Below are 24784 nucleotides of genomic sequence, written 5' to 3' on the forward strand. Positions count from 1 at the left end.
GCCCACACCACCTGCCGGCGCGACAACAAATGTTATCGAGCACCACCGACGCTGACCGCCGCGCCGTCCTCGGGATCGCGGCCGGGTTTGCACCCGTCTCCGACGCGGACTTCGCACCGCTGCTGCAGGCGCTGGAGGGCCGCGACCTGGCGGCCGGCGAGGCGCTGCTGCACGCCGGGCAGGCCGATGCGCGCGAGTTCTTCGTGCTCTCGGGCCTGGTGCGGCTGAGCGTGGGCGACGCCCAGGGCCGCGAGGTGACGCTGGGCTTCTGCGCCGGGCCGTGCGTGCTGCCGCCTTCCATCACGCGCACCCGCGACGGCCACTCGCGCATCGACGCGACCGCGCTGGAGCCGTCGCGCGTGGCGGGCTTCGACGCGGCGCTGCTGACGGCCACGATGCTGCGCCACCCGGCGGTGCAGCGCTGGGGCGATGCGGTGCTGCGTGGCGAACTGCTGCGCAAGGCCGACCGCGAATGGCAGCTGGCCGCGCTGCCAGCGGCCGAACGGCTGGCCCTGTTGCGCGAGGCGATGCCGGGGCTGGAGCAACGCGTGGCGCACCGCCTGATCGCCAGCTACCTGGGTGTGACGCCGGTGACGCTCAGCCGCCTGCGGCGGCAGCTCGGGACCTGAGGCGGGGCACAGGCTCAGGCCAGTGCCCGCGCGATCTTCCCTCGCTTGACGGTGGGCCTGGGCACCGGGCAGGGCAGGTGCTCGAACCAGCGGCGCACGTCGTCCTCCACGCACAGGCCGTGCATGTAGTTGTAGATGGCCTTGCGCAGGCCCTGGCCCAGCACGTCGTGGTCCACGCCGGGCGGCATGGGCGTGGGGTCGGTGAAGCCGATGTCGTTCTTGGCGAAGCGCACCTCGGGCAGTGGGATCAGTTCGACGCCGTAGGCCGCCGGGTCCATGCCGACGGGGGAGTGCACCGTGCAGGAAAAGCGGTGGAAGAAGCCGCTCTGGATGCAGCCGTTCTCGAACAGCTGGCGCACGTATTCGAGCGCGTCCACCGTGTCCTGCAGCGTCTGCGTCGGGAAGCCGTACATCAGGTAGGCGTGCACCAGGATGCCGGCGTCGGTGAAGCCCTTGGTCACGCGCGCCACCTGCTCCACGCTCACGCCCTTCTTCATCAGGGCCAGCAGCCGATCGCTCGCCACCTCCAGACCGCCGCTCATGGCGATGCAGCCGCTTTGCGCCAGCAGCTCGCTCAGCTCGGGCGTGAAGGTTTTTTCAAAGCGGATGTTGCCCCACCAGCTGATCTGCAGGTCGCGCCGGATCAGCTCCTCGGCCAGGGCCTTGAGCGCCTTGGGCGGCGCCGCCTCGTCGACGAAATGAAAGCCCGTCTGGCCGGTCTCGTGGACGATCTTCTCGATGCGGTCGGCCAGGGTGGCCGCAGTCGCTGTTTCGTAGCGGCCGATGTAGTCCAGGCTCACGTCGCAGAAGCTGCACTTCTTCCAGTAGCAGCCGTGCGCCACGGTCAGCTTGTTCCAGCGCCCGTCGCTCCAGAGCCGGTGCATGGGGTTGAGCATGTCCAGCAGGCTGAGGTAGCGGTCGATGGGCAGGCCGTCCCAGGTGGGGGTGCCCACGTCCTCGAACGGCACGTCGGGCTCGGCCAGGTTCACATACTTCACCTCGCCGTTCTCGCGCAGGAAGGTGCGCTGCAGCCGCTGCTTGCCACGCTCGCCGCGCAGGTGCTCGATCAGCGACAGCACGGGCCGCTCGCCCGCGTCCAGCGTCACGTAGTCGACGAAGTCGAACACGCGCGGGTCTTTCAGCTCGCGCAGTTCGGTGTTGACGAAGCCGCCGCCCAGGCCGATGCGGATGTGCGGGTTCTGCGCCTTGATGGTCTGCGCGATGCGCAGTGCCGCGTACATGGCGCCGGGGAAGGGCACCGAGAGCAGCACCAGCGTGGGCTGGTGGCGGTGAGTGGCCGCCAGGGTCAGGTCGTGCAGCAACTCGTCCACCAGGGTGTGCGGCGCCGCCAGCGCGTTGGCCAGCGGGTCGAAGCTGGGCTGGCTGCTGGCCAGTGATTCGGCGTAGCGCACGAACTCGAAGCGCTCGTCGGCCGCGTCGCGGATCACGTCCGACAGGTCGTTGAGGTAGAGCGTGCACAGGTGGCGCGCCTTGTCCTGCACGCCCAGGGCGCCAAACGCCCAGCCCAGCGGGTCGCCGCTGTCCTCATGAACATAGTTGTCCAGTGCGGAAAAGCGCGGCCCCTCGGGCAGCAGGCCGCGCGCGGCGATGCGGTAGGCCAGGGTCGAATCACGGCACTGCAGGTAGGCGATCACCGGGCCGATGGTGGCGCGGTAGGCTTCGAACTGATCGACGAAGCTGTGCACGGCTGCGCTGCGGTGGGCTTCGGCCAGAGACAGGGCCCGGCCGCGCAGCGCCTCCAGCCCTGCGGGCGTGAACAGTTTGAGCACCAGCGCCAGCGCCAGGTCTTCCTGCACCGCATCGATGCCGCGCGAGCGCAGGAAGCCCGTGAGGTAGGCGGTGGAGGGATAGGGCGTGTTGAGCTGGGTCATCGGAGGGATGACGCTCAGCACGCGGAACGAAGCGCTCATGAGCTGGAGATGGTGGTCAGCGCGGTTCAGTGGCGCCCTTCATCGGGCCTTCCTTGGCCGAGGCCAGGTCGATGCCGACCTTGCCCTTGGCGTCTGCCCGCAGGGGACCTGGGCAGGCCATTCGCACCGCGTTGGCGTCACGGCAGGCGTAGCTGCGCACCACCAGTTGCAGGTCCGAACAGGCGGCTGTGTAGCCGTTCATGCTCAGGTCCTTCTTTCGGCCCGCGGCGAAGGGCTCAATGATGCTGCCCAGTGCGGCTGCAGGTTCGAGCACCTTTCCTGCGCGTGTGCGCCACTCGAGCTGCACGAGCAGCGCACCCACGTTCTTGCCGGTGTCGTTCGAGATGGACCACTGCGGCATACAGAACCCAGGGTTCTTGCCGCCTTCCATTGCACTGATGACGATCGCACCAGTCTGACCCGCGGCCAGTGTGGGTGCGAGCAGGACTGTACCGAGTGCAGCGGTACCCAGGGATGCGGTCAGAAACGAGCGAACGGACATGGCGTGTGGCACCTTTCATGGGTTGGGTGAAGGGAAGGAGCGTTCGCGCACGCTCCGCGGGGACCCATTGTCGTGGAATGTGCCGTGCCAAGACGTGTTCAACACTCCACGATGTTGACCGCGAGGCCCCCTCGCGCGGTTTCCTTGTATTTGGTCTTCATGTCCGCCCCTGTCTCGCGCATGGTCTTGATGACCTTGTCCAGGCTGACGTGGTGCGTGCCGTCGCCGCGCAGCGCCATGCGCGCGGCGTTGATGGCCTTGACCGAGGCGATGGCGTTGCGTTCGATGCAGGGGATCTGCACCAGGCCACCCACCGGGTCGCAGGTCAGGCCCAGGTGGTGTTCCATGCCGATCTCGGCCGCGTTCTCCACCTGCTCGGGCGTGCCGCCGAGCACGGCGCACAGCGCACCGGCGGCCATGGAGCAGGCGACACCGACCTCGCCCTGGCAACCGACCTCGGCGCCGCTGATGCTGGCGTTCTCCTTGTAGAGGATGCCGATGGCCGCAGCCGTCAGCAGGAAGTCCACCACGCCCTCGTCGTCTGCTCCCGGTACGAAGCGCCGGTAGTAGTGCAGCACGGCGGGCACGATGCCGGCCGCGCCGTTGGTGGGCGCGGTGACCACACGGCCACCGGCGGCGTTTTCTTCGTTGACCGCGAGCGCATAGAGGTTGACCCAGTCGAGCACGGCCAGCGGGTCGGTCAGTGCTTTCTCGGGGTGGCCGGTCAGGTCGCGAAACAGCGCGGGCGCGCGGCGGCGCACCTTGAAGCCGCCGGGCAGCACGCCGTCGGTGGCGCAGCCGCGCTGCACGCAGGCCTGCATCACGTCCCAGATGCGCAGCAGGCCGGCGCGGACCTCGTCGTCGCTGCGCCAGTGGCGCTCGTTGGCGCGCATCACGCCGGCGATGGACAGGCCGTGCTCGCGGCAGCGCTGCAGCAGCTCGTCGCCGGTGCGGAAAGGGATCGGCAGTTGCGTGACGTCGGGTGCGATCACCTTCTGCCGCTGGCCGTCGGCCATGACCTCCTCGCTCACCACGAAGCCGCCGCCCACCGAATAGAACGTGCGCTCGGACAGCACCGCGCCCGCCGCGTCCCAGGCGCACAGGCGCATGCCGTTGGCGTGCAGCGGCAGGGCCTGGCGGTGCAGGGTCAGGTCCTCGCGGTCGTTCCAACTGATGGTGTGTGTGCCCATCATCGGGATGCAGCCCTGCTCGCGGATGGCGCGCACGGTGGGCTCGACCGATTCGATGGGCACCGACTCCGGCTCGTGCCCGCACAGCCCGAGCAGCACCGCCTTGTCGCTGCCGTGGCCGCGGCCGGTGGCCCCCAGCGAGCCGTACAGCCCCACCTGCACCCGCGCCACCGCGGGCAGCAGGCCAGCGGTCTCCAACCCGTGCGCGAACAGGCGCGCGGCGCGCATGGGGCCGACGGTGTGCGAGCTGCTGGGCCCGATGCCGATCTTGAACAGGTCGAACGCGGAGACGGCCATGGCGGTTCCTTGGTGGTCAGACGGCGGGTGCGGGCATCACCACGCGGGTGTGGCGCCGCTGTTCCTGCCACTGTGCCACGTGGCCGGCCAGCTGGTGTGCGGTGATGGCCGAGAGCGTCCAGCCCAGGTGGCCGTGGCCGGTGTTGTAGAACACGTTGGGCCGGCGGCCGGGGCCGACGCGGGGCAGCATGTCCGGCATCATGGGCCGCAGGCCGGCCCAGGGCTCGACGCGGCGCGTGCTCACGCCCGGGAAGCACTGGTTGACCCAGTCCACCAGCGGCTTGATGCGGTCGGCGCGGATGTCGCGGTTGAAACCGTTGAACTCGGCCGTGCCGGCGACGCGGAAGCGGTCCACGCCCAGGCGGCTGGTGACCAGCTTGGTCTCATCGTCCAGCAGGCTCACGTTGGGTGCCGCGGCCTGGCTCTGTTCGTCGTTCAGCATCACGGTGATGGAGTAGCCCTTGACCGGGTAGACGTTGAGGCGATCGCCCAGTTGGGCGCCGATGGCGCGGCTGTGCACGCCGGCGCAGACCACCACCGCATCCGCGCTCACCACCTCGCCGTCCGCCAGCGTGACGTGGGCGGTCTGGCCCGTGCTCTGCACGCGGGCCACCGCGCGGCCCGTCAGCAGGCGAACGCCACGGCGTTCGCAGGCCAGGCTCATGCCGTGGGTGTACTTGTGGATGTCGCCGGTGCTGTCGCTCTCGGTGTAGTAGCCGCCGTAGTAGTCGCCGGCCAGGGTGGGCTCGATGGCGCGCATCTCGTCGAGGGTGACGGCGCGGCGCGGCAGGCCGCCTTCGGCCAGCAGCTTGCTCACTTCGCCCGCGTGGTCGAAGCCGGCCTTGTCGCGGTAGATGTGCAGGATGCCCTGCTGCTTCAGGTCGAAGTCGATGCCCTCGGCCTGCGCCCAGCCGAACAGGTGCTCGCGCGCGGCAATTGCCAGCCGGGCGGTGGCAATCGTGTTCTCGCGGTACTTCGGAATGGCGGCCGCGAACTCGGCGAACCAGGACAGCTTGTGCCAGCTCGGCTTGGGGTTGACCAGCAGCGGCGCATCGGCCTTGAGCATCCACTTGATGCCCTTGAGCAGGGTGGACGGGTGGGTCCAGGTTTCGGCGTTGGAGGCCGACAGCTGCCCGCCGTTGGCGTGGCTGGTTTCCATGCCCGCGTAGCGGTGCTGTTCGATCAGGGTGACGTCGTGACCTTCGCGGGACAGGGCGTAGGCGCTGGTGACGCCGGTGATGCCGCCGCCGATGACGATGAGCTGTGCCATGGGGTTTCTCTCGATAGCCGTCAAACAGGGATGGGCACGACCCGCACACCGTGTGCGGGCCATGACCCCCTCTGTTTGTGACCTGAGAGATTCACCCGCCATTCCGGTGGGCTTGCTCCTGCGGTGGGCCGGGGGACGAATCCCGGCCGCTCTTCAGAGTGTTGCGCTGAGCGCGCGCTGAACACTGATCGGTCCTTTTGCCTGAGAGTTTCCGGGGCGGTTGCTCCTTCGGCGCCGGTTCCCCTGTGGGGCCGGTCTCTCCCGATCAGCGGAAGAAGGCGCTTATTGTGCCTGCAGGCCGATGGATTTGACGATGGCCCTGAACTGTTGGGTGCCATCGGCATACGCCTTGTCGGCCTCGGCCAGGGTCTGCGGCTTGGGCAGCAGCTGGCTGTTGGCTTCCAGCGCGGCGTGCACGGCCGGGTCGCCCAGCGTGCCGGTGATGGCCTTGTGCAGTGCGGCCACCACAGGTTCGGGCGTGTCCCGCTTGACGAAGTAGCCGGTCCAGATCCTGAACGTGAAGTCCTTGAGCTGCTTGCTCTCGCTGATCGCCGGGTACTGCTTCACGCTCTCCAGCCGCTCGCCATTCAGCATGGCCAGCACCTTCACGCGGCCCTGCTTCTGCATCTCGTCGTACTTCTTGCCGTAGGGCGCAAGGAAGAAGTCCACCTGGCCGGCCATCAGGTCCTGCTCGGCCGGCGCGGCGCCCTTGTAGGGCACGTGGACCATAGGGATGCCGGTGACCTTGGACAGGTGCTCGCCCAGCAGGTGGTAGAACGAACCGGGGCCGACGCTGGCGAAGGTCAGCGGCTTGCCGTCCTTGGCGGCCTTGCGGGCGTGCTCCACGAACTCGTCCACGCTGTTCACCGGCAGGTCTTTCTTGGCGAGGAAGGCGATCTGGGCGGTGGCGATCATCTGCACCAGGCGGAAGTCTTCGCTCTTGAACTTGATCGACGAAATCGCCAGCGGCGCCAGGATCAGCTCGTTGGGCGAGCCCTGGAAGATGGTGTAGCCGTCGCTCGGTCCGTTGAGCACCTTGGCCGCGGCGATGGAGCCGCTGGCCCCGCCGAGGTTTTCCACGATCACCGGCTGGCCCAGCTGCTTGCCCAGGGTGTTGTTGACCGAGCGCGCGATCACGTCCGACAGGCCGCCGGCGGGGTAGGGCACCATCAGCGTGACCGGCTTGGACGGGAAGGTCTGGGCGGCGGCGGTGCCGGCCAAGCCGAGGGTGGCCAGCGCGGCGGCGGCCAGAGCCAAGTGGATGCGGATGCGGGCGTTCATGGTGTTGTCTCCTGTTGTGGTTCTCAAGGGGTGGGGGAAAGCAGCTCCTGTACCAGCGCGATCCAGTAGGCCGCGCCGGGGGCGATGTTCAGGTCGTTGAAGTCGTAAGCCGGGTTGTGCACCATGCACGCGCCGGGCTCGCCATCGGCGCCGTTGCCGATGAAGAGGTAGCTGCCCGGCACGCGTTCGAGCATGAAAGCGAAGTCCTCGCTGCCGCTGACCATCGGGCCCTGCGGGTTGATCTGTTCCGCGGGGAAGTGCTTGCGCGCCACTGCCAGCGCGCGGGCGGTCTGCTCTGCGTCGTTGACCAGTACCGCATAGCCGGGCCGCCAGGCGATCTCGGCACGCACGCCGAAGCTCTGCGCCTGCAGCTGCACCAGTTCGCGGATGCGCTGCTCCACACTGCGCCGCACCTGCGGGTCCAGCGTGCGCACGCTGATCTCCAGCCGCGCCTCGGCCGGGATCACATTGTTGGCCTCGCCCGCATGGATCGCGCCCACGGTGACCACGGCCGGCTGCAGCGGGTCGACGTGGCGCGAGACCACGGTCTGCAGCGCCATCACCAGCGAGGCCGCGGCCACCACCACGTCGGTCGCCTTGTGCGGCATGGCGCCGTGGCCGCCGTGGCCGTGCAGGGTGACGGTCGCGTAGTCGGACGAGGCCATGGCCGGGCCGCTGCGGAACACCAGCTGGCCCTGCGGGATGCCCGGCATGTTGTGCATGGCGAAGATGGCGTCGCAGGGGAAGCGCTGGAACAGGCCGTCCTCCATCATCTTCAGCGCGCCGCCGCCGCCTTCTTCGGCCGGCTGGAAGATCAGGTTCAGCGTGCCGTCGAAGCGGCCGTGCTGCGCCAGGTGGTGCGCGGCGGCCAGCAGCATGGCGGTGTGGCCGTCGTGGCCGCAGGCGTGCATCACGCCGTGCTCGCAGCTGGCCCAGGCCGCGCCGGTGGCCTCGGCGATCGGCAGGGCGTCCATGTCGGCGCGCAGGCCGAGGGTTCGGTTCGATGTTCCGCGCTTCAGTTGCCCGACCACGCCGGTGCCGCCCAGGCCAGTGGTGACCTCGTAGCCCCAGGCGCCCAGCTGGGCCGCCACCAGCGCGGCGGTGCGGCGCTCGCTGAAGGCCAGCTCGGGGTGGCGGTGGATGTCGCGGCGGACGGCGATGAACTGTTCGACGGCGGCGTCACTGAGGCGATCCATGCAAAGCACTCCTGAAACATGAACTTTGTTGCATGTTAGGAAGCGCCTGAATTAAAGTCCAATGCATTGATGTGCAACGATCCATGACTTTTGATGGAGATTGGGGATGACCCTTGTGCAGCTGAAGCACTTTGTGGTGCTGGCGGAGGCAGGATCGTTCGTGCAGGCGTCCAAGGTGCTCTACCTGACGCAGCCCGCGCTGACGCGCAGCATCCAGGGGCTGGAGGACGAGCTGGGCGGCCGCCTGTTCGACCGGCTGGGCCGGCGCATCGCGCTCACCCCGTTCGGCCAGGAGGCGCTGCAGCGCGCGCGCCGGCTGGTGGCCGACGCCGAAGCGCTCAGGCAGACCGGCAAGGGCCTGCATGCGGGTCTGATCGGCACATTGCGCATTGGCCTGAGTTCGGGGCCGGGTGCGCTGCTGTCGGTGCCGCTGATGCTGCACATGGGTGAGCACCACCCCAGGCTGCAGCTGCAGATCTCGCGCGGCAACACCAGCGTGCTGGTCGACGCGCTGCGCGAGCAGCAGCTGGACGCCGCCGTGCTGGACGTGCGCTCGGTGCGGCCTGCGGCCGACCTGGCCGTCGCGCAGGTGTTCGAACTGGCGGCGGGCTTCCTGGTGCGGCCGGACCACCCGCTGGTGCAGCTCGGGCGGCCGGCCACCATCGGGGACGTGCTGGCCTATCCCATCGCCTCCACGCCGCTGAGCGACGAGGTGGCGCGCATCCTGATCGGGCGCTACGGCCCGCAGGCCAACCCGGACGACATGGTGACCCTGCGCAGCGACGAAACGCTGACCATCGTCGAGGTGGCGCGCCAGAGCCAGGCCATCGTGCTGACCGCCCACGCCGCCGCCCGGGGCCTGGTGCCGCTGCGCCTGTCGCCCGCGCTGGACGCCACCGCGCGCTTCGGCCTGGTCACGCTCAGTCAGCGGCAGGAGGCGCCCGCGCTGCGCATCCTGCGCGAGTGGCTGGGCCGCTGGGTGGTCCAGAATGGGGCCGCATGAAACTCACGGCTTTGCTGATCGCGATCGAGGTGGGCGGCACGGTGGCCTTCGCCATGTCCGGGCTGATCGAGGCCATGCGCAAGCGCATGGACGTGGTGGGTGTGTTCTCGGTCGCCTTCGTGGCCGCCTTCGGCGGCGGCACGGTGCGCGACCTGCTGCTGGACCGCCGGCCGCTGTTCTGGGTCGAGCACGAGGCCTACCTCTGGCTGGTGTTCGCCATGGTCATCACTGCGCCCTGGTGGCTCAAGGCCGTGCTCAAGGACGCGGGCGTGCGGCTGATGGAGTGGGCCGACGCCTTCGGCCTCGGGCTGTTCGCGATCTCGGGCACCAGCATCGCCGTGGCGGCGGGCATGTCGCCGGGCGTGAGCGTGCTGATGGGCACCACCACCGCCATCGTGGGTGGCGTGGCGCGCGACGTGCTGTGCAACGAGGTGCCCAAGGTGTACCAGGACCACCGGCCCTATGCGCTGTGTGCGGTGGCGGGCAGCCTGGCCTACATCGGGCTGGTTGTTGTGCTGGGCCTGGGTTCCGAGCTGGCGAGCCTGGCGGGCATCGCCGTGGCCACCGGCAGCCGCCTGCTGGCCGTCGCCTTCGACTGGCAGCTGCCCGGCTGGCGCCTGCCGCAGAAATGACAACGCCGGTGAGGGCGAACCCCACCGGCGTTGACATTGATGGAGCCCGACGTTCAGGCCAGTTCGCTGACGGGCACGCAGCTGCAGAACAGGTTGCGGTCGCCGTAGACGTTGTCCACCCGGCCCACCGACGGCCAATACTTGGTGTTGAGCGCGGCGCCCTGGGCGGCCACCGCCACTTCGCGGGAGTAGGGGTGTGGCCACTCGCCCTTGAGCACGCTGGCCGCGGTGTGCGGCGCGTTCTTCAGCGGGTTGTCGTCCTGCGGCCACTCGCCCTTTTCCACGCGGCGGATTTCCTCGCGGATCGCGATCATCGCGTCGATGAAGCGGTCCAGTTCCTCGCGCGTCTCGCTCTCGGTGGGCTCGACCATCAGCGTGTTGGCCACCGGGAAGCTCAGCGTGGGCGCGTGGAAGCCGTAGTCCATCAGCCGCTTGGCCACGTCCTCTGCCATCACGCCGCAGGTCTCCTTGAAGCCGCGCAGGTCCAGGATGCACTCGTGCGCCACATGGCCGTTGGCCGACGCGTAGAGCGTGGGGTAGTGGTCGGCCAGGCGCTTGCTGATGTAGTTCGCGCTCAGGATGGCGGCCTCGGTCGCGTGCTTCAGACCATCGGCGCCCATCATGCGGATGTACATCCAGCTGATCGGAAGCACGGCCGCGTTGCCCAGCGGTGCTGCGCTGACCGCGCCCACGGCGTGGGCCGATGCAGGCGCGCCACAGACACCGCCCGGTTCCGCGCCACGGCCGTGACCCGGCAGGAAGGGCACGAGGTCTTGCACCACGCAGACCGGACCGACGCCCGGGCCGCCACCGCCGTGCGGGATGCAGAAGGTCTTGTGCAGGTTCAGGTGGCTCACGTCGCCGCCGAACTCGCCCGGCGCCGCCACGCCGACCAGCGCGTTCATATTGGCGCCGTCCACGTACACGCGGCCACCGTGCTGGTGCACCAGGGCGCAGAGTTCCTTGACCGTGGTCTCGAACACGCCGTGGGTCGAGGGGTAGGTGATCATCACCGCCGCTAGATTCGCGCTGTGCTGTTCGCACTTGGCCTTCAGGTCGGCCATGTCCACGTTGCCGTTCTCGTCGCACTTGGTCACCACCACCTGCAGGCCCACCATCTGGGCGCTGGCCGGGTTGGTGCCGTGGGCCGACGAGGGGATCAGGCAGATGTTGCGGTGGCTTTCGCCGCGCGAGGCGTGGAAGGCCTGGATGGCCAGCAGGCCGGCGTATTCGCCCTGCGAACCGGCGTTGGGTTGTAGGCTGATGCCGGCGTAGCCCGTGGCCTGGCAGAGCCAGGCGCGCAGCTGCTCGTCCAGCTCCTGGTAGCCCTGCAGCTGGTCGGCGGGGGCGAAGGGGTGCACGCCTGCGAATTCCGGCCAGGTGATGGGGATCATCTCGCTGGTGGCGTTGAGCTTCATGGTGCAGGAGCCCAGCGGGATCATGCTGCGGTCCAGCGCCAGGTCCTTGTCGGACAGCGCGCGGATGTAGCGCAGCATGCCGGTTTCGCTGTGGTGGCTGTCGAACACCGGGTGCGTCAGGTAGGCGCTGGTGCGGCGCAGCTCGGCCGGAATCAGCGGCTCCACGCCCTTCTCGAAGGCGTCGAAAGAGGGCAAGGCCTGGCCGTCGGCGGCGAAGGTCGACCACAGCAGGGCGATGTCGTCGCGCGTGGTGGTTTCGTCCAGCGACATGCTGACGTACTGGCCCCAGGACAGGCGCAGGTTGGCGCCTTTGGACAGGGCCTTGGCGACGATGGCTTTCGCCTGTGCAGCGTCGGCGGCCTTGACGGTCAGCGTGTCGAAGGCCGATTCGCTGGTCAGCGTGTGGCCCAGCTGCTGCAGGCCGGCGGCCAGCACGGCGGTGTAGGCGGCCACGCGCTGGGCGATGCGCTTGAGCCCCTGCGGACCGTGGTAGACCGCGTACATGCTGGCGACGACGGCCGGCAGCACCTGCGCCGTGCAGATGTTGGAGGTGGCCTTCTCGCGGCGGATGTGCTGCTCGCGCGTCTGCAGCGCCAGGCGGTAGGCCGGGTTGCCGTGGGTGTCCACGCTCACGCCGACCAGGCGGCCGGGCAGCGAGCGCTTGTACTCGTCGCGGCAGGCCATGTAGGCGGCGTGCGGGCCACCGGCGCCCATGGGCATGCCGAAGCGCTGCGTGGTGCCCACCACGATGTCGGCGTCGAACTCGCCCGGGGGCACCAGCAGGGTCAGGGCCAGCAGGTCGGCCGCGACGATGAAGGCGGCCTGCTTGCCGTGCACGGTCTGCACGTCGGCGCGCAGGTCGTCGATGCGGCCGCTGGTCGACGGGTACTGCGCCAGCACGGCGAAGTAGTCGTCGCCCTTGAGTGCTTCGGCCCACTCGGGCGCCGAGTTCGCCAGCTTCACCGTCAGGCCCAGCGGCCTGGCGCGGGTCTGGATCACCTCGATGGTCTGCGGATGCGCATCGCCCGCCACCACGATGGTGTGGCCCTTGGCCTTGACCGAGCGCTTGGCCAGGGTCATGGCTTCGGCGGCGGCGGTGGCCTCGTCCAGCATGGACGCGTTGGCGATCGCCATGCCGGTCAGGTCGGTCACCATGGTCTGGAAGTTGACCAGGGCCTCCATGCGGCCTTGCGAAATCTCGGCCTGGTAGGGCGTGTAGGCGGTGTACCAGGCGGGGTTTTCGAGCACGTTGCGCAGGATGACACCCGGCGTGTGCGTGCCGTAGTAGCCCTGGCCGATGAAGCTCTTGAAGACCTTGTTCTTGGCCGCGATGGCCTTGAGTTCGGCCAGCGCTGCGGCCTCGGTGGCGGCGGGCGGCAGGTCCATGCCGGTGCTGCGCGCAATGCTGCGCGGCACGATGGAGTCGATCAGCGCGCGGCGCGAGGCCTCGCCGATGACCGACAGCATGTGGGCTTCATCGGCTTCGCTGATGCCGATGTGGCGGGCGATGAACTCGCTGGCGTTTTCGAGTTCACCCAGGGGTTTGACGGACGGCATCAGCATGGCGGCAGGCTCCGGGCAGCAGGGAATCAGGCGTTGGCCGAGAAGGCGGTGTAGGCGGTCTCGTCCAGCAGGGCGTCCAGCTGCGACGCGTCCGAGAGCTTGACCTTGAAGAACCAGCCGGCGCCCAGCGGGTCGCTGTTGGCCAGGGACGGGTCGGCGCGCAGGGCCTCGTTCACCTCGGTGACTTCGCCGCTGACGGGCATGTAGACGTCGGCGGCGGCCTTGACGGACTCGACCACGCCGGCCACGTCCTTCTGGGCAAAGGTCTTGCCCACTTCGGGCAGGTCCACGAACACCACGTCGCCCAGCGCGTCCTGCGCGTGGTGGGTGATGCCGACGGTGGCGATGCCGCCGTCAACGGTGATCCATTCGTGGTCTTCGGTGTACTTGGTGGTCATGGTGGGCTCCGGTGAAAAGATGAAACAGGTGGAAGGGATCAGCCGCGGTAGTAGCGGTTGGGCACGAAAGGCATGGGCGCGACCTCCATCGGCACGGCCTTGCCGCGCACGATGGCGTTCACGCGTGTTCCGACGGCGGCGCATTCAGGGCTGACATAGCCCATGGCGACCGGCTTGTCGGCGCTGGGGCCCAGCAGACCGCTGGTGACCTCGCCGATCTTCGCGCCGTCCAGGCTCTGCAGCTCGACGTGTTCGCGCACCGGCACGCGCTCCAGCGCGACCAGGCCCACGCGCTTGCGCGTCAGGGGCTGGGTGCCGTCCAGCTGGGCCAGCACCACGTCGGCGCCGGGGAATCCGCCGGCGCGCTCGCCACCTGTGCGGCGCACCTTCTGCATGGCCCAGTTCAGCGCGGCCTCGACCGGCGTGGTCGTGGTGTCGATGTCGTTGCCGTAGAGGCACAGGCCGGCTTCCAGGCGCAGCGAATTGCGCGCGCCCAGGCCGATGGGTTTGACTTCGGGCTGCGCGAGCAGGGCGCGGGCGAAGGCGTCGGCGCTGGCGGCGGGCACCGAGATCTCGAAGCCGTCTTCGCCGGTGTAGCCGCTGCGGGTCACATAGAGGTCGGCACCGTTCCAGGTGAACCCGTGGCCGGTCATGAACACCAGGTTCTCCACGCCGGGCAGCAGGCGCTGCAGCGCGCTGACCGCCACCGGCCCCTGCAGGGCCAGCAGGGCGCGGTCGAACTGCGGGGTGACGGTGCAGCGGCTGCCGATGCGGGCCTGGATGTGGGCCAGATCGCCGTGCTTGCAGGCGCCATTGACGATCACGTAGAGGTGGTCGCCGCGGTTGACGAACATCAGGTCGTCGATGATGCCGCCCTGGTCGTTGAGCAGCAGACCGTAGCGCTGCTTGTTCAGGCCCAGGCCGATCACGTCGACCGGCATCAGGCTCTCGAATGCGGCCGCCGCATCGGGGCCGGACAGCAGCAGCTGGCCCATGTGGGACACGTCGAACAGGCCGGCCGAGCGGCGCGTGTGGTGGTGTTCGGCCATCAGGCCTTCGGGGTACTGCACCGGCATGGAATAGCCGGCGAAGGGCACCATGCGCGCACCGAGTTCGAGGTGCAGGGCGTTCAGCGGGGTCTGGAGCAGGGCGGTGGATTCGGCAGGAGCGGACACGGGCGGACCTCGGTGGTGGGGGCAGATGCCATGGCACGGGGCCACGGCGACGACACGGTGCATCCGTGAGCTGCCCCCTCTGTCCGCTTTACCTGAGAGATTCGCGCGGGCGATGCCGCACTTGCTCCTTCGGTGGATGGCCGCCAGGGCCACCTCTCTCCAGTGGGGGACACCGGCCTTGCGGCTGGTGGTCATCAGTCCTTTTGCCTGAGCGTTCAGGGCCGTTGCAACGACCGCCTGCGCCTTCGGCGGCTCCACGGGGGAGCGCTCTCCTGATCGCGTGAGTTTACCGGAATCGACCGCCCGGGCGGTCATCGTCCGGGCTCAGATGCTGTTTTCCAGCAGGCCGGCCGGCAGCAGTTTGGCCAGCCGCTCGCTGATGCCGTCCGCGCGTTCGCTGCCCGCCAGGGTCTCCACGTCGGCGATCAGGGCACGGCCCACGGCCAGCATGGCCTCGGGGTCGCGCGCCTCGCGCAGGGCGTCCCGGTAGCGGTTGGCCAGTGCCTTGTCGCGTGGCGCGAACAGTCGCTCGCTCAGGTCGAACAGGAACATGCGCGCGGAGGCCAGCGAGCGGGTGCCAGCGAACTGCTCGCCGTGCGACGCGGGTGTCTGGGGCTGCGGTGGCGACTCCGGCGCGGGCGACAGGCCGGCGCCGGACGCCTGCCGCACCAGATAGCCCTGGGCCAGCAGCAGGTCGATCAGGCGGCGGCCATCGCCCTGGAACAGCCCGGCCATCTTTGATTCGCTCTGCTGGCCATCGGCCACCAGGAGCAGGGCGCGCTCCCGCTGTCCCAGGCTGCGGTGGCCCGGGCGCAGTTCAAGGCGACCTTTTTCGGTCTTGATCAGCATGGTTCACTCCAACGACAAGCGGGCACTGTGCCGCTGTTTCATGTCGTTGTCGTGAAACGCCTGCAGGATGAGGGGGGTCAGCCGACCATCCGCTCGGGGCCGGGGGGATGCTGCCGGCGCCGCCAGCGCAGCCACAGCGTGCGCACCACCAGCACCAGCGCCAGCAGCATCATCGGATGGGCCGGTGACGAGTAGCGCGGGATGTTGTGGCTGAGGAAGGCGTAGAACACCAGCAGGCCCACGGGCAGCACGGTCACCGCGACCCACTGCGCGTGCCGCCGGAACAGGCCGTAGCAGAACACGCCGAACAGGGCCACGCCAGCGAACAGGTTGAGCAGCTCGCCGATGGCGTCCTGCGTCGCGATGGACACCAGCGGCACCTCGACCTTCTTGAAGCTCCAGAACCCGTGCCACAGGAAGGGCACCGTCATCGCCACATGGCGCCAGGGCCGCGCCTTGAGCATGGCCATGGCCTCGCCCTTCATCTCGTCGCCCACGGCCTGGTCGGGGTAGGGGTGGCCCGCTTCGCGCTTGCGGAACACCCGCTGGTTGTATTGCGCGGCCAGGTTGTAGTGGAAGCTGATGGCCTTCTCGGGGTGGCCTTCGTAGGCGGCGCGCCGGTCGGATTCCCAGAAGGTGGAGAGGTGGCGGTTGATGCGCTGCCAGCGGCCGCCGCGTTCGAAGTCGCCGGGGCCTGCCGCCAGGCGGGTGCCGGCCACGGCGCGCCGGTACAGCGTGGGGCTCTGGTCGTAGACCAGGCCGAGCACTTCCTCGTTGCTCATGTTGTTCATGTGGGCGCGACCCCAGAGGATCAGGCCACCGCGCTCGGTGATGCGGAAGTTGTCGAAGTGCACATAGTTGCGCACCAGCCAGGGCGAGAGCGTGAGCAGGAACGCGGAACCCATCACCAGGCCCCACACGATGACCTGCGAGACGGCGAACCGGTCGGGGCGACGGGCGATCAGCAGGGCCGCCATCAGCAGGGGCACGGCCACGACGCCGATGTAGGCGAACGAGGCCTTGCCCAGCGCCAGCAGGCCCATCAGCATGCCCGAGCCGAAGAACCAGCCCAGCGACTGCTGCTGCACCGCCCGCAGCAGTCCGTAGGTGCCCCAGATCATGAGCGTGGCGGTGGACAGCTCGGTGTACAGGGTGTCGATGTAGGTGCCGCCGTGGAAGAAGATCTGGAAGCTCAGGCCGGTGGCGACGGCGCCCGTCAGGTTGCTGCCGCCCAGTCGCCGCGCCAGCGCCCAGATGCCCAGCAGCCCGGTGAACACCCACAGCAGGTTGCTCAGCTTGACGGTGCGGGTGAGGTCGCCGGAGCGGAAGTCGGCCATGGGCCGGTCCACGGCTTCCGGCACGGCCAGCTTCAGGTGCAGCGCCACCAGCAGCGGGTCCAGCGGCTCGCGGAAGTTGGTGGGCCGGGGGTGGGGGCTGCTGTTGTTGTCCAGCGAGAAGGTGCCGTGCTTGAACAGGTTCACCGCCATCAGCATGTTCTGGATGCCGTCGCCGACGATCGGGTCGCTGGAGATGCGGTCCGAGGCCTTCCAGGTCAGGCCCAGGCAGACCACCAGCGGGAGCAGCCAGCCGCGGGCCACGGTTTGCCACAGGCCCTGGTGCCACCGCGGGCGCTCGCGGCGCATCCAGCCCAGGGCCAGTTCTGCGGCCAGCCACACCAGGCCGGCGACCAGGGCCGTACCCAGCGCCACCGGCCAGATCTGGCGCGTGGGCGGGCTGATCACCTGCCTGGGCAGCCGGTACACGAAGTGGGGGTCGGCGCCGGTGACCTGGAAGCGGATCATCTCGGGCTCCACCGCCAACACGGAAAGGTCGCTCATGCCCTGGATGGCCTCGCGCAGGGCCGGACCCTGCAGGGTGAGCAGGCCCCAGCGGCTTCTGAGTTCCAGCGCGCCGAAGTCCACCCGGCCGGGCATGGTGGTCGGGTCCATGCGGACCTGGGTCACCTTGCGCAGCGTGTTCACATTGATCGTGTGCCGCTGCCATTCGCCCGCCCGGGTCGAGCGGGTGTAGTTCAGCCGCTCGCTGAAGTTGCCCTGGTCGTCGGCCAGGTACAGCTGGTAAGGGCCGGGGCGCTCGACCCGCAGGTCAAAAACAATCTGCAGATCGCGGCTGAGCCGGGCCTGCAGGAAGACCAGGAGGATGGCAAGAAAGGCGACGGCCAGCGACCGGAGGGCCACTTTGCGCGGGGATTGACCTGTTGGCTCGCTGGTGAGCGCCTGATGCATGCAAGACCACCCGTTTTGTTTGTTGTGTCCCCTGGCGGTGCCTGCCGGCCCGGTCCGGGATCTGCTCTGGCGCCCTTCGGAGCGTGGGGTCTGCCGAGGAGATACAAAACTTAAGGATGATAAGTTGGGTCACTTAAGCGACGTTTACGAACCCTGGGGCCTGGGCACCCCGGAAGGGGGAGATGTTGCGCTGCAGAAACAGGCGATGCGCCGGGCGCAGTGCACGCGCCCGGCGGTCACACAAACTGGCTGCTGGGCTCGTCCCAGGTCACCCGGCGCCGTGCGCGGTGGGCCGAGGCTTCGATGCGGCGGGCGTTGGGTTCGTCGGTCTGTGCAATCCAGGCCAGCGCCTGCTCGCGCGTGCGGCCGAACCGCATGTGGCGCGCGGCAAGCCGCTCCAGCCGCAGATCCGCAGGTACGTCGAGGTACCAGGCCTCGTCGAGCAGGTCTGCGACGGGTGCCCAGGCCGGGTCGTCGTCCAGCAGCAGGTAGTTGCCTTCGGTGATGACCAGTGGCGTGGCGGCGAACACGGGCAGGGCGCCGGCCACGGGTTCTTCGATCTCGCGCCGGAAGTCGGGCGCGTAGACCGTCTCGTCGGCGCCCTGCTGGCGCAGGCGGCGCAGCAGGGCGGCGTAACCGGCGGCGTCGAAGGTGTCCGGCGCGCCCTTGCGGTGCGCACGGCCCAGCCGTTCCAGTTCGACCTGTGCGAGGTGGTAGCCGTCCATGGGCACGGCCTGGGCGCGCTCGCCCAGCGCCTGCGCCATCAGCGCCGCCAGGGTGGACTTGCCTGCGCCGGGCGGGCCGACGACGCCGAGCAGCCGGCGCGGGCCGGCGGCCAGGGCATGAAGTTGCTCGATCAGGTCGGGGTGCAGTCGGGGGGCGGTCATGGCGCGCCAATGTAGCGCAGCCCGGCTCAGGTCTGCGGGATGGTCTGAGGGGCGGTCTGCGGAGAGGTCAGCACCCGGGTCCGCGCCTGATGCAGGTGTTCGCGCAGCGTGTACCAGCGGTCGGCATAGCGGTCGGGCAGTTCCATCTTGTCGACTTGCTGCTCCAGCAACACGAGGCGGCGCGCCGCAGCGCGCAGCCGGGCCGGGTCGGGGTGCCTGGAGAGGTCTTCCTCCAGGAACTTGAGTTCGCCGTAGAAATGCAGGATGGCGGCATCGACGCGCCAGTCGATGTAGCGGGGTGCCCGCAGCAGCAGCATGGTGCCCGCCAGGCCCACGGGCAGCAGCGCGTAGAGCACCAGCTCGGCCCATTGCGCGATGCCGTAGGGCAGGATGGTTTCCATCCAGGGGCGCCCACCGCGCAGCGCCTTTCGGGCCACCGGGGACACCGGGTAGTTGCTGCCGATGGCGGTGGGGTAGATTCCCTGGCCTTCCAGGAAACCGGACATCACGTGCAGCTCGCCGGCCACGTCCACCAGCGCGCGCTGCAGCGCGGGGTGCAGGTCCTCGCGCACCATCAGATGGGTCTGCGTGACCATGGTGGGTAGGTCGGCCGCCGGCAGGTTGGCGCGCAGTTCGATCGAGCCCTGGGGCATGACCAGGGCGCGCAGCCGGGGCTCGCGCGAGGCCAGCTGCCCGGCACGTTCCACGCCCAGCAGGCGCACGCCGTCCAGCCGCGCCAGGGTGGCCGCGGTCTGCGAGTCGCCGGTCGCCACGTGCACCACGGCGTCCACCCGACCGGTGGTGATGGCGTCGATCGCGCTGTCGCCGACGTCGTCCGTGAACGCCACCTCGTCCTGGGCCAGCCCGGCGTGGCGCAGCAGCAGGTCGGCCGCGATGCGGTTGGACGAGCCTTCGACCGAGGCCGCCACGCGCCCGCCCCGCAGCTGGTCCAGGTGGTCGATGCCCTCGCGCGCAAACACCCACACGATTTCGTGACCCACCACGGCCAGAGCCTGTACCGCGGCGCCCTTGGGCGCGTACAGGCCCTGGGCGAAGGTGACATCGATGCGGCCCCCGCCCGCAGCCATGCGGTCCAGCGCTTCCTGGGGCCGGTCGTGGGCGACGATGTCGGCCTGGATGCCGAGGTTCTCCAGCCGAGCTGCGTAGTTGCGGGCCAACTCGAGGTAGCTGCTCTGACCGGGACCGGTGCCGATGACCACGCGCTGGGGCGGCAGCGGTTTCCAGACCCACAGGATGGTCACGACCGCCGCGCACAGCAGGAGCAGCAGTGGCAGGTAGATCAGGAACCAGCGGCGCTGGTAGAGCAGCAGGATCTTCATCGGCCGCGGTACTCCCGGATCCGGTGCCGCACGAAGTTCACGTGCTGGCGCAGGGTGTAGCAGCGCTGCGCCAGTTCCGGCGGCAACCCTTCGCCGACGATGGCGGTTTCCATGCCATTGAGCCGCCCGTGGATGCGGCTGAGGTCCATGCCGCCCAGGTTGACGGCGTTGTTGGCGAGATCGTTCTCGATGAACCGCAGCTCGCCGTACCAGCGGGTGACCCGGTTCTCCAGCCGCCAGCGCACCCAGGCCGGCACCAGCCGCGCGAGCACCACGGCCAGCAGCAGCATGGGCACGCCGATCACCAGCAGGCGCTGCAGCACCTGCGCCCACCAGAAGGGCAGCAGTGCCTCCAGGCCACCCAGGCCCTGGGACAGCACCCGGCGCGCTTCGGGTGCCGAGGGGAAGTCGCTGAAGCGCAGGGCCGGGAACTCACCCGCGCGATGGAACGCATCCGCGCCGCCGTGCACCTCCATCGCCACTGCGGCCGCGAGCCGCTTGAGGGCGGGATCGAGGTCCTGGCGCACCAGCAGGTGCGTCGGTGTGGTCAGCACCGGGGTGTCGGCCGGTGGCTGTCCGGGGCCGAGCGTGTCTTCGGGCAGCAGCCGGTTTTCCAGGTAGTTGTTGCGCTCCGAGATGGCCGCTGTGCGGCGAAGCGACGCCAGGTGAACACCCCGCGCGGACAGCAGGGCGCCGATGCCGGGCGCACTCGGTGCCGCCACCATGAACACCGCATCCACCTCGTGCCGCAGCAAGGCATCGCGCGCGGCCACACCGCTGTGAGCCGTCATCGCCACCTGGCCCAGGTCGACTTGCATCTGTTTCAGCAGGCGCTGAAGCATGGCCCGGTGTCCGCTGCCATCGGGGCCGGCGGCCACCCGTTTGCCCACCAGGTCAAGCAGGGAGGTCATCGGCTGTTCGCGACTGAACAGCCACAGCACCTCGATGTCCACACTGCCCAGGGTCTGGACATCGGCCGCGCTGCGGGCCGCGCCAGCGGCCGACGACCAGCCAAATCCGCCTTGCACCAGGGCCAGGTCGGTCTGGGGGGGCTGCGCCTGCAGGCGCTGCAGGTTGGTGGCAGAACCCTCGGACGAGTGGATTTCCAGCGAAATGCCGTGGCGGGAAAAGGCCTCGGCGTAGCGCATGGCATGGCGCTGGTAGGCACCGTCCGCCTGGCCGCTGCTGATCGTCAGCTGGGTGGGCGGCATCGGGTACAGCCATCGCCAGGCCGCCGCAGCCATGACCACCACGGCCAGCACGATCGGCAGGCGGATCAGCAGCCAGCGGTGGCGGTAGAGGTGGGCGTAGGTCATGGTGGACAAAAGCCAAGGCGAGGATACGGGTTTTGTATCCTTTTGCAACCAAGCGCAGGCACAAAAAAGCCGCCCGGGAGGGCGGCTGGTGTCAGGAAGCCACAGGGCTCACATGCCGGCGTAGTTCGGACCGCCCCCGCCTTCGGGCGTGACCCAGACGATGTTCTGTGTGGGGTCCTTGATGTCGCAGGTTTTGCAGTGCACGCAGTTCTGCGCGTTGATGACCAGCTGGTCCTGCCCGTCCTTTTCGACGAACTCGTACACGCCGGCCGGGCAGTAGCGGCTCTCGGGGCCGGCGTACTTCGCCAGGTTGATCTTCACCGGCACGCTGGCGTCCTTGAGCGTCAGGTGCGCCGGCTGCTGCTCCTCGTGGTTGGTGTTGCTGACGAACACGCTGGAGAGGCGGTCGAAGGTGATCACGCCATCGGGCTTCGGATACGCGATCTTGGGCATCTCGGCCGCCGGGCGCAGCTTGGTGTGGTCCTTGACGGTGTTGTGCAGCGTCCAGGGCGGCGCGCTCACGCCCACCTTGGGGAGGAACCAGTGCTCGACCCCGGTCATGAGCTTGCCCATGAGCGGGCTCTTCTTGAACCAGTTCTTGAAGTTGCGGTAGGTCCAGAGCTCGTCGTGCAGCCAGCTGGCCTTGAAGCCGGTCTCGAACGCGGTCAGCTCGTCCGACTGGCGGCCGGCGGCCACGGCCTCGAACGCGGCCTCGGCGCACAGCATGCCGCTCTTGATGGCCGCGTGGCTGCCCTTGATGCGGGCGGCATTCAGGAAGCCGGCGTCGCAGCCGACCAGCGCACCGCCCGGGAACACGGTCTTGGGCAGGGCCTGCGGCGTGCCGTTGTTCAGCGCACGCGCGCCGTAGCCCAGGCGCTTGCCGCCTTCGATGTGCGCCTTGATGCTGGGGTGGGTCTTCCAGCGCTGCATCTCCTCGAACGGAGAGAGCCAGGGGTTCTGGTAGTCCAGGCCGATCACATAGCCGAGCGTGACCTTGTTGCCTTCGAGGTGATAGAGGAAACCGCCGCCGAAGGCGTCGTCGTTCAGCGGCCAGCCAGCGGTGTGCACCACCAGGCCGGGCTTGGCCTTGTCGGCCGGCACTTCCCACAGTTCCTTGATGCCGATGGCAAACGTTTGAGCGTCCTTGCCTTCGTCCAGTTTGTATTTGGCGATCAGCTGCTTGCCCAGGTGGCCACGCGCGCCTTCGGCGAACACGGTGTACTTCGCGTGCAGCTCCATGCCGATCTGGAAGCTGTCCATGGGCTCGCCGTCCTTGCCCACACCGAGGTTGCCGGTGGCCACGCCCTTGACCGAACCGTCGTCGTTGTAGAGCACCTCGGCGGCCGCGAAGCCGGGGAAGATTTCCACGCCCAGGGCCTCGGCCTGCTCACCCAGCCACTTGGTGACCGCGCCCAGGCTGATCACGTAGCAGCCCTCGTTGTGGAAGTTGCGGGGCATCAGCCAGTCGGGCGTGCGCTGCGCGCCGGTTTCGGACAGCACCAGCAGGTCGTCGCCGGTGACGGGCTGGTTCAGCGGCGCGCCCAGTTCCTTCCAGTTCGGGAACAGTTCGGTGATGGCCCTGGGGTCCATCACGGCGCCCGAGAGGATGTGGGCGCCGGGCTCCGAGCCTTTCTCGAGCACGCAGACGTTGACCTCGCTGCCTTTTTCGGTGGCCAGCTGCTTGAGGCGGATGGCGGTGGCCAGGCCAGCGGGCCCTCCGCCGACGATCACCACGTCGTATTCCATGGCTTCGCGCGGGCCGAACTGGGCAAGGATTTCTTCAGAGGTCATGGGGGGTCTCGCGGATAATGGTTTTGTACTTTTGCCGCCACCTGGCGCGGCGTCTGTCGTCGGGCGGACAGCATTCTATTGCTGCGGCGCCAGAAAATCGAACGATCGTGCTAATTTGCACCTGCCCGGAGATTATCCCGTGACCTACCAGATCGACCTTTCGGGCCGCGTGGCCCTCATCACCGGCGCTTCCGGCGGCCTGGGCGAGCAGTTCGCCAAGACCCTCGCCAAGGCCGGTGCCGCCGTCGTGCTGGCCAGCCGCCGCACCGACCGCCTCATGGCGCTGCGCGCGCACATCGAGGCCGAGGGAGGCGATGCGCACGTGGTGGCGCTGGACGTGACCGACACCGCCTCGATCAGGGCGGCTGTGGCCCACGCCGAGACCGAGGTCGGCCCGATCGACATCCTGGTGAACAACTCGGGCGTGAGCACCACGCAGCGCCTGCAGGATGTGGCCGAAGAGGACTACGACTACGTCTTCAACACCAACACCAAGGGCGCCTTCTTCGTCGCCCAGGAAGTGGCCAAACGCATGCTGGCGCGCGCCAAGGGCGCGGCGCCCGGCACCTTCGTCGGTGGCCGCATCATCAACATCGCGTCGATGGCGGGGCTCAAGGTGCTGCCGCAGATCGGCGTGTACTGCATGAGCAAGGCCGCCGTGGTGCAGATGACCAAGGCCATGGCCGTGGAGTGGGGCAAGTTCGGCATCAACGTGAACGCCATCTGCCCGGGTTACATCGACACCGAGATCAACCACCACCACTGGCAGACCGAACAGGGCCAGAAGCTGATCGGCATGCTGCCGCGCAAGCGCGTGGGTCAGCCGGCCGATCTGGATGCGGTGCTGGTCATGCTGGCGTCTAACGAGAGCCACTTTGTGAACGGTGCAGTGATTGCGGCAGATGACGGCTTCGGTGTCTGATCGTGCGCCGGCGGGCCTGCCGCCCGGCATGGCGGCGGGCATCGCCGCCGGGCTGGGAGCAGGGGCGTTCTGGGGCACGACCTTTGTGGCGCCGCTGGTGGCGCCCGGGTTTTCTTCTGTGGACTACACGGCGGGACGCTTCATCGCCTGCGGCCTGTTCTCGCTGGCCTGGATGTTGTGGCAGACGCTGCGCATGCCATCAGGACAGCGCGCCGGGCAGTGGCCCGATGCGGCCCAGGCCGGCGCAGCGCTGTGGCTCAGCGTGCTGGGCTACACCGGCTACTACCTGCTGCTGGTCTACGGCATTGCCGACGCCGGCGCGGCGCTGCCGGCACTGATCATCGGCACGCTGCCGGTCTGGATGATGCTGCTGGGCAAACCCGCGCACCTGCGCTGGGCGGCGCTGCTGCCAGGGCTGCTGCTCACGGCGGCCGGCATGGTGCTGATGATGGACGCCACCTCGGAAGAAGTGAACGCCTCCGGCGCTGGCAACTTCTGGCGCGGCGTGCTGCTGGCCGCAGGCGCCATGCTCAGCTGGCTGGCCTTCGGCATGCTCAATGCCCGCTGGATCCGCCGCCACCCCGGGGTGAAGTCCACCGCCTGGGCCAACTGGCTGGGTCTGGCCGCCGGGCTCGGCGGGCTGTTGCTGTGGCTGGGCTGGGGCACCGGCTGGGCCGAAGTGACCGGCCGGCCTGGCTTCGGCCGGTTCGTGTTCGTGTGCGCCTTCACCGGCATCGGTTCGGCCTGGATCGCTTCGGTGATGTGGAACGTCGCCAGCCGCCGGCTGAGCACCAGCCTGGCCGGCCAGCTGGTGGTGAGCGAGACCGTGTTTGCGCTGATCTACGCCTTCGCCTGGAGCGGCGACTGGCCGGCCACCGCGCAGCTGCTGGCCTGCGTGCTGTTCGTGGCCGGCATCCTGGCCTCCATCCGCGCCCACCGCTGAACATG

The 24784-nt window shown here is 69.0% G+C and carries 20 protein-coding genes and 4 riboswitches; of the genes, 5 read left to right on the plus strand and 15 right to left on the minus strand.

The genetic code is table 11. The annotated features are described in order from the left end of the window. The first annotated feature begins 29 nt into the window (after positions 1-29). Positions 30-629: a Crp/Fnr family transcriptional regulator gene (locus tag HPS01S_RS21975; protein WP_066158248.1), complete on the plus strand. Its 600-nt coding sequence runs from the start codon at positions 30-32 to the stop codon at positions 627-629. Between the two features lie 14 nt (positions 630-643). On the opposite strand, the gene HPS01S_RS15975 is transcribed toward HPS01S_RS21975, so the two are convergent. The 6 genes from HPS01S_RS15975 to HPS01S_RS16000 form a co-directional block, all read right to left on the minus strand. Beyond that, positions 644-2560, minus strand: coding sequence for a B12-binding domain-containing radical SAM protein (locus HPS01S_RS15975; RefSeq protein WP_066158250.1), 1917 nt, complete (start codon positions 2558-2560; stop codon positions 644-646). Between the two features lie 16 nt (positions 2561-2576). Next, entirely contained in the window at positions 2577-3062 is a 486-nt protein-coding gene (locus HPS01S_RS15980; RefSeq protein ID WP_157576370.1) for a hypothetical protein, read from the minus strand. 98 nt (positions 3063-3160) lie between these two features. Next, on the minus strand, positions 3161-4549 hold the full coding sequence (locus HPS01S_RS15985) for an L-serine ammonia-lyase (RefSeq protein WP_066158255.1): 1389 nt from the start codon (positions 4547-4549) through the stop codon (positions 3161-3163). 16 nt (positions 4550-4565) lie between these two features. Continuing rightward, entirely contained in the window at positions 4566-5819 is a 1254-nt protein-coding gene (locus HPS01S_RS15990) for a D-amino acid dehydrogenase (RefSeq protein WP_066158257.1), read from the minus strand. A gap of 61 nt (positions 5820-5880) precedes the next feature. Beyond that, positions 5881-5986: riboswitch (glycine riboswitch) on the minus strand. 12 nt (positions 5987-5998) lie between these two features. Next, positions 5999-6093: riboswitch (glycine riboswitch) on the minus strand. Positions 6094-6101: 8 nt separating this feature from the next. Then, entirely contained in the window at positions 6102-7100 is a 999-nt protein-coding gene (locus HPS01S_RS15995; protein ID WP_066158259.1) for a tripartite tricarboxylate transporter substrate binding protein, read from the minus strand. A 23-nt stretch (positions 7101-7123) separates the two neighbouring features. Next, the gene (locus HPS01S_RS16000) at positions 7124-8296 is read right to left on the minus strand and encodes a M20 aminoacylase family protein (RefSeq protein WP_066158261.1); all 1173 of its coding nucleotides are present in this window, start codon (positions 8294-8296) and stop codon (positions 7124-7126) included. A gap of 106 nt (positions 8297-8402) precedes the next feature. Here HPS01S_RS16000 and HPS01S_RS16005 point away from each other — a divergent pair, with 106 nt between their 5' ends. After that, positions 8403-9299 (plus strand): LysR family transcriptional regulator, encoded by an 897-nt coding sequence (locus HPS01S_RS16005; protein ID WP_066158263.1) that lies wholly within the window; start codon positions 8403-8405, stop codon positions 9297-9299. Beyond that, positions 9296-9931 carry a trimeric intracellular cation channel family protein gene (locus tag HPS01S_RS16010; RefSeq protein ID WP_066158265.1) on the plus strand — a complete coding sequence of 212 codons (636 nt, stop codon included), beginning with the start codon at positions 9296-9298 and terminating at the stop codon, positions 9929-9931. Before HPS01S_RS16005 ends, HPS01S_RS16010 begins: the two co-directional genes overlap by 4 nt. A 53-nt stretch (positions 9932-9984) precedes the next feature. Here HPS01S_RS16010 and gcvP read toward each other — a convergent pair whose 3' ends face one another. The 9 genes from gcvP to HPS01S_RS16055 all read right to left on the minus strand — a co-directional run bounded on the left by gcvP (position 9985) and on the right by HPS01S_RS16055 (position 22914). Next, on the minus strand, positions 9985-12912 hold the full coding sequence (gene gcvP, locus HPS01S_RS16015) for an aminomethyl-transferring glycine dehydrogenase (RefSeq protein ID WP_066158266.1): 2928 nt from the start codon (positions 12910-12912) through the stop codon (positions 9985-9987). 26 nt (positions 12913-12938) lie between these two features. Further along, complete coding sequence (gene gcvH / locus HPS01S_RS16020; protein WP_066158268.1) at positions 12939-13310, minus strand: glycine cleavage system protein GcvH; 372 nt, start codon at positions 13308-13310, stop codon at positions 12939-12941. Between the two features lie 38 nt (positions 13311-13348). Continuing rightward, the gene (gcvT, locus tag HPS01S_RS16025) at positions 13349-14485 is read right to left on the minus strand and encodes a glycine cleavage system aminomethyltransferase GcvT (RefSeq protein ID WP_066158461.1); all 1137 of its coding nucleotides are present in this window, start codon (positions 14483-14485) and stop codon (positions 13349-13351) included. A gap of 69 nt (positions 14486-14554) precedes the next feature. Then, a riboswitch (glycine riboswitch) is annotated at positions 14555-14658 on the minus strand. A 12-nt stretch (positions 14659-14670) separates the two neighbouring features. Beyond that, a riboswitch (glycine riboswitch) is annotated at positions 14671-14770 on the minus strand. A gap of 39 nt (positions 14771-14809) precedes the next feature. Then, positions 14810-15334, minus strand: coding sequence for a hypothetical protein (locus tag HPS01S_RS16030; RefSeq protein ID WP_066158270.1), 525 nt, complete (start codon positions 15332-15334; stop codon positions 14810-14812). 77 nt (positions 15335-15411) lie between these two features. After that, complete coding sequence (locus HPS01S_RS16035; RefSeq protein ID WP_066158272.1) at positions 15412-17580, minus strand: ArnT family glycosyltransferase; 2169 nt, start codon at positions 17578-17580, stop codon at positions 15412-15414. Positions 17581-17816: 236 nt separating this feature from the next. Further along, positions 17817-18467, minus strand: coding sequence for a nucleoside/nucleotide kinase family protein (locus tag HPS01S_RS16040; protein WP_066158274.1), 651 nt, complete (start codon positions 18465-18467; stop codon positions 17817-17819). 26 nt (positions 18468-18493) lie between these two features. Continuing rightward, positions 18494-19807, minus strand: coding sequence for an ABC transporter substrate-binding protein (locus HPS01S_RS16045; protein WP_066158276.1), 1314 nt, complete (start codon positions 19805-19807; stop codon positions 18494-18496). Then, the gene (locus HPS01S_RS16050) at positions 19804-21123 is read right to left on the minus strand and encodes a TAXI family TRAP transporter solute-binding subunit (protein ID WP_157576372.1); all 1320 of its coding nucleotides are present in this window, start codon (positions 21121-21123) and stop codon (positions 19804-19806) included. The genes HPS01S_RS16045 and HPS01S_RS16050 overlap by 4 nt, the downstream gene beginning before the upstream one ends. A gap of 108 nt (positions 21124-21231) precedes the next feature. Next, the gene (locus HPS01S_RS16055; protein WP_066158280.1) at positions 21232-22914 is read right to left on the minus strand and encodes an electron transfer flavoprotein-ubiquinone oxidoreductase; all 1683 of its coding nucleotides are present in this window, start codon (positions 22912-22914) and stop codon (positions 21232-21234) included. Between the two features lie 139 nt (positions 22915-23053). Between HPS01S_RS16055 and HPS01S_RS16060 the strand changes: the two genes are divergently transcribed. Further along, positions 23054-23836 (plus strand): SDR family oxidoreductase, encoded by a 783-nt coding sequence (locus HPS01S_RS16060; RefSeq protein ID WP_066158281.1) that lies wholly within the window; start codon positions 23054-23056, stop codon positions 23834-23836. Beyond that, positions 23817-24779 carry a DMT family transporter gene (locus tag HPS01S_RS16065; RefSeq protein ID WP_255284228.1) on the plus strand — a complete coding sequence of 321 codons (963 nt, stop codon included), beginning with the start codon at positions 23817-23819 and terminating at the stop codon, positions 24777-24779. Before HPS01S_RS16060 ends, HPS01S_RS16065 begins: the two co-directional genes overlap by 20 nt. Positions 24780-24784 lie beyond the last annotated feature (5 nt).

This window comes from Hydrogenophaga pseudoflava NBRC 102511, from assembly GCF_001592285.1.
Classification (GTDB): domain Bacteria; phylum Pseudomonadota; class Gammaproteobacteria; order Burkholderiales; family Burkholderiaceae_C; genus Hydrogenophaga; species Hydrogenophaga pseudoflava.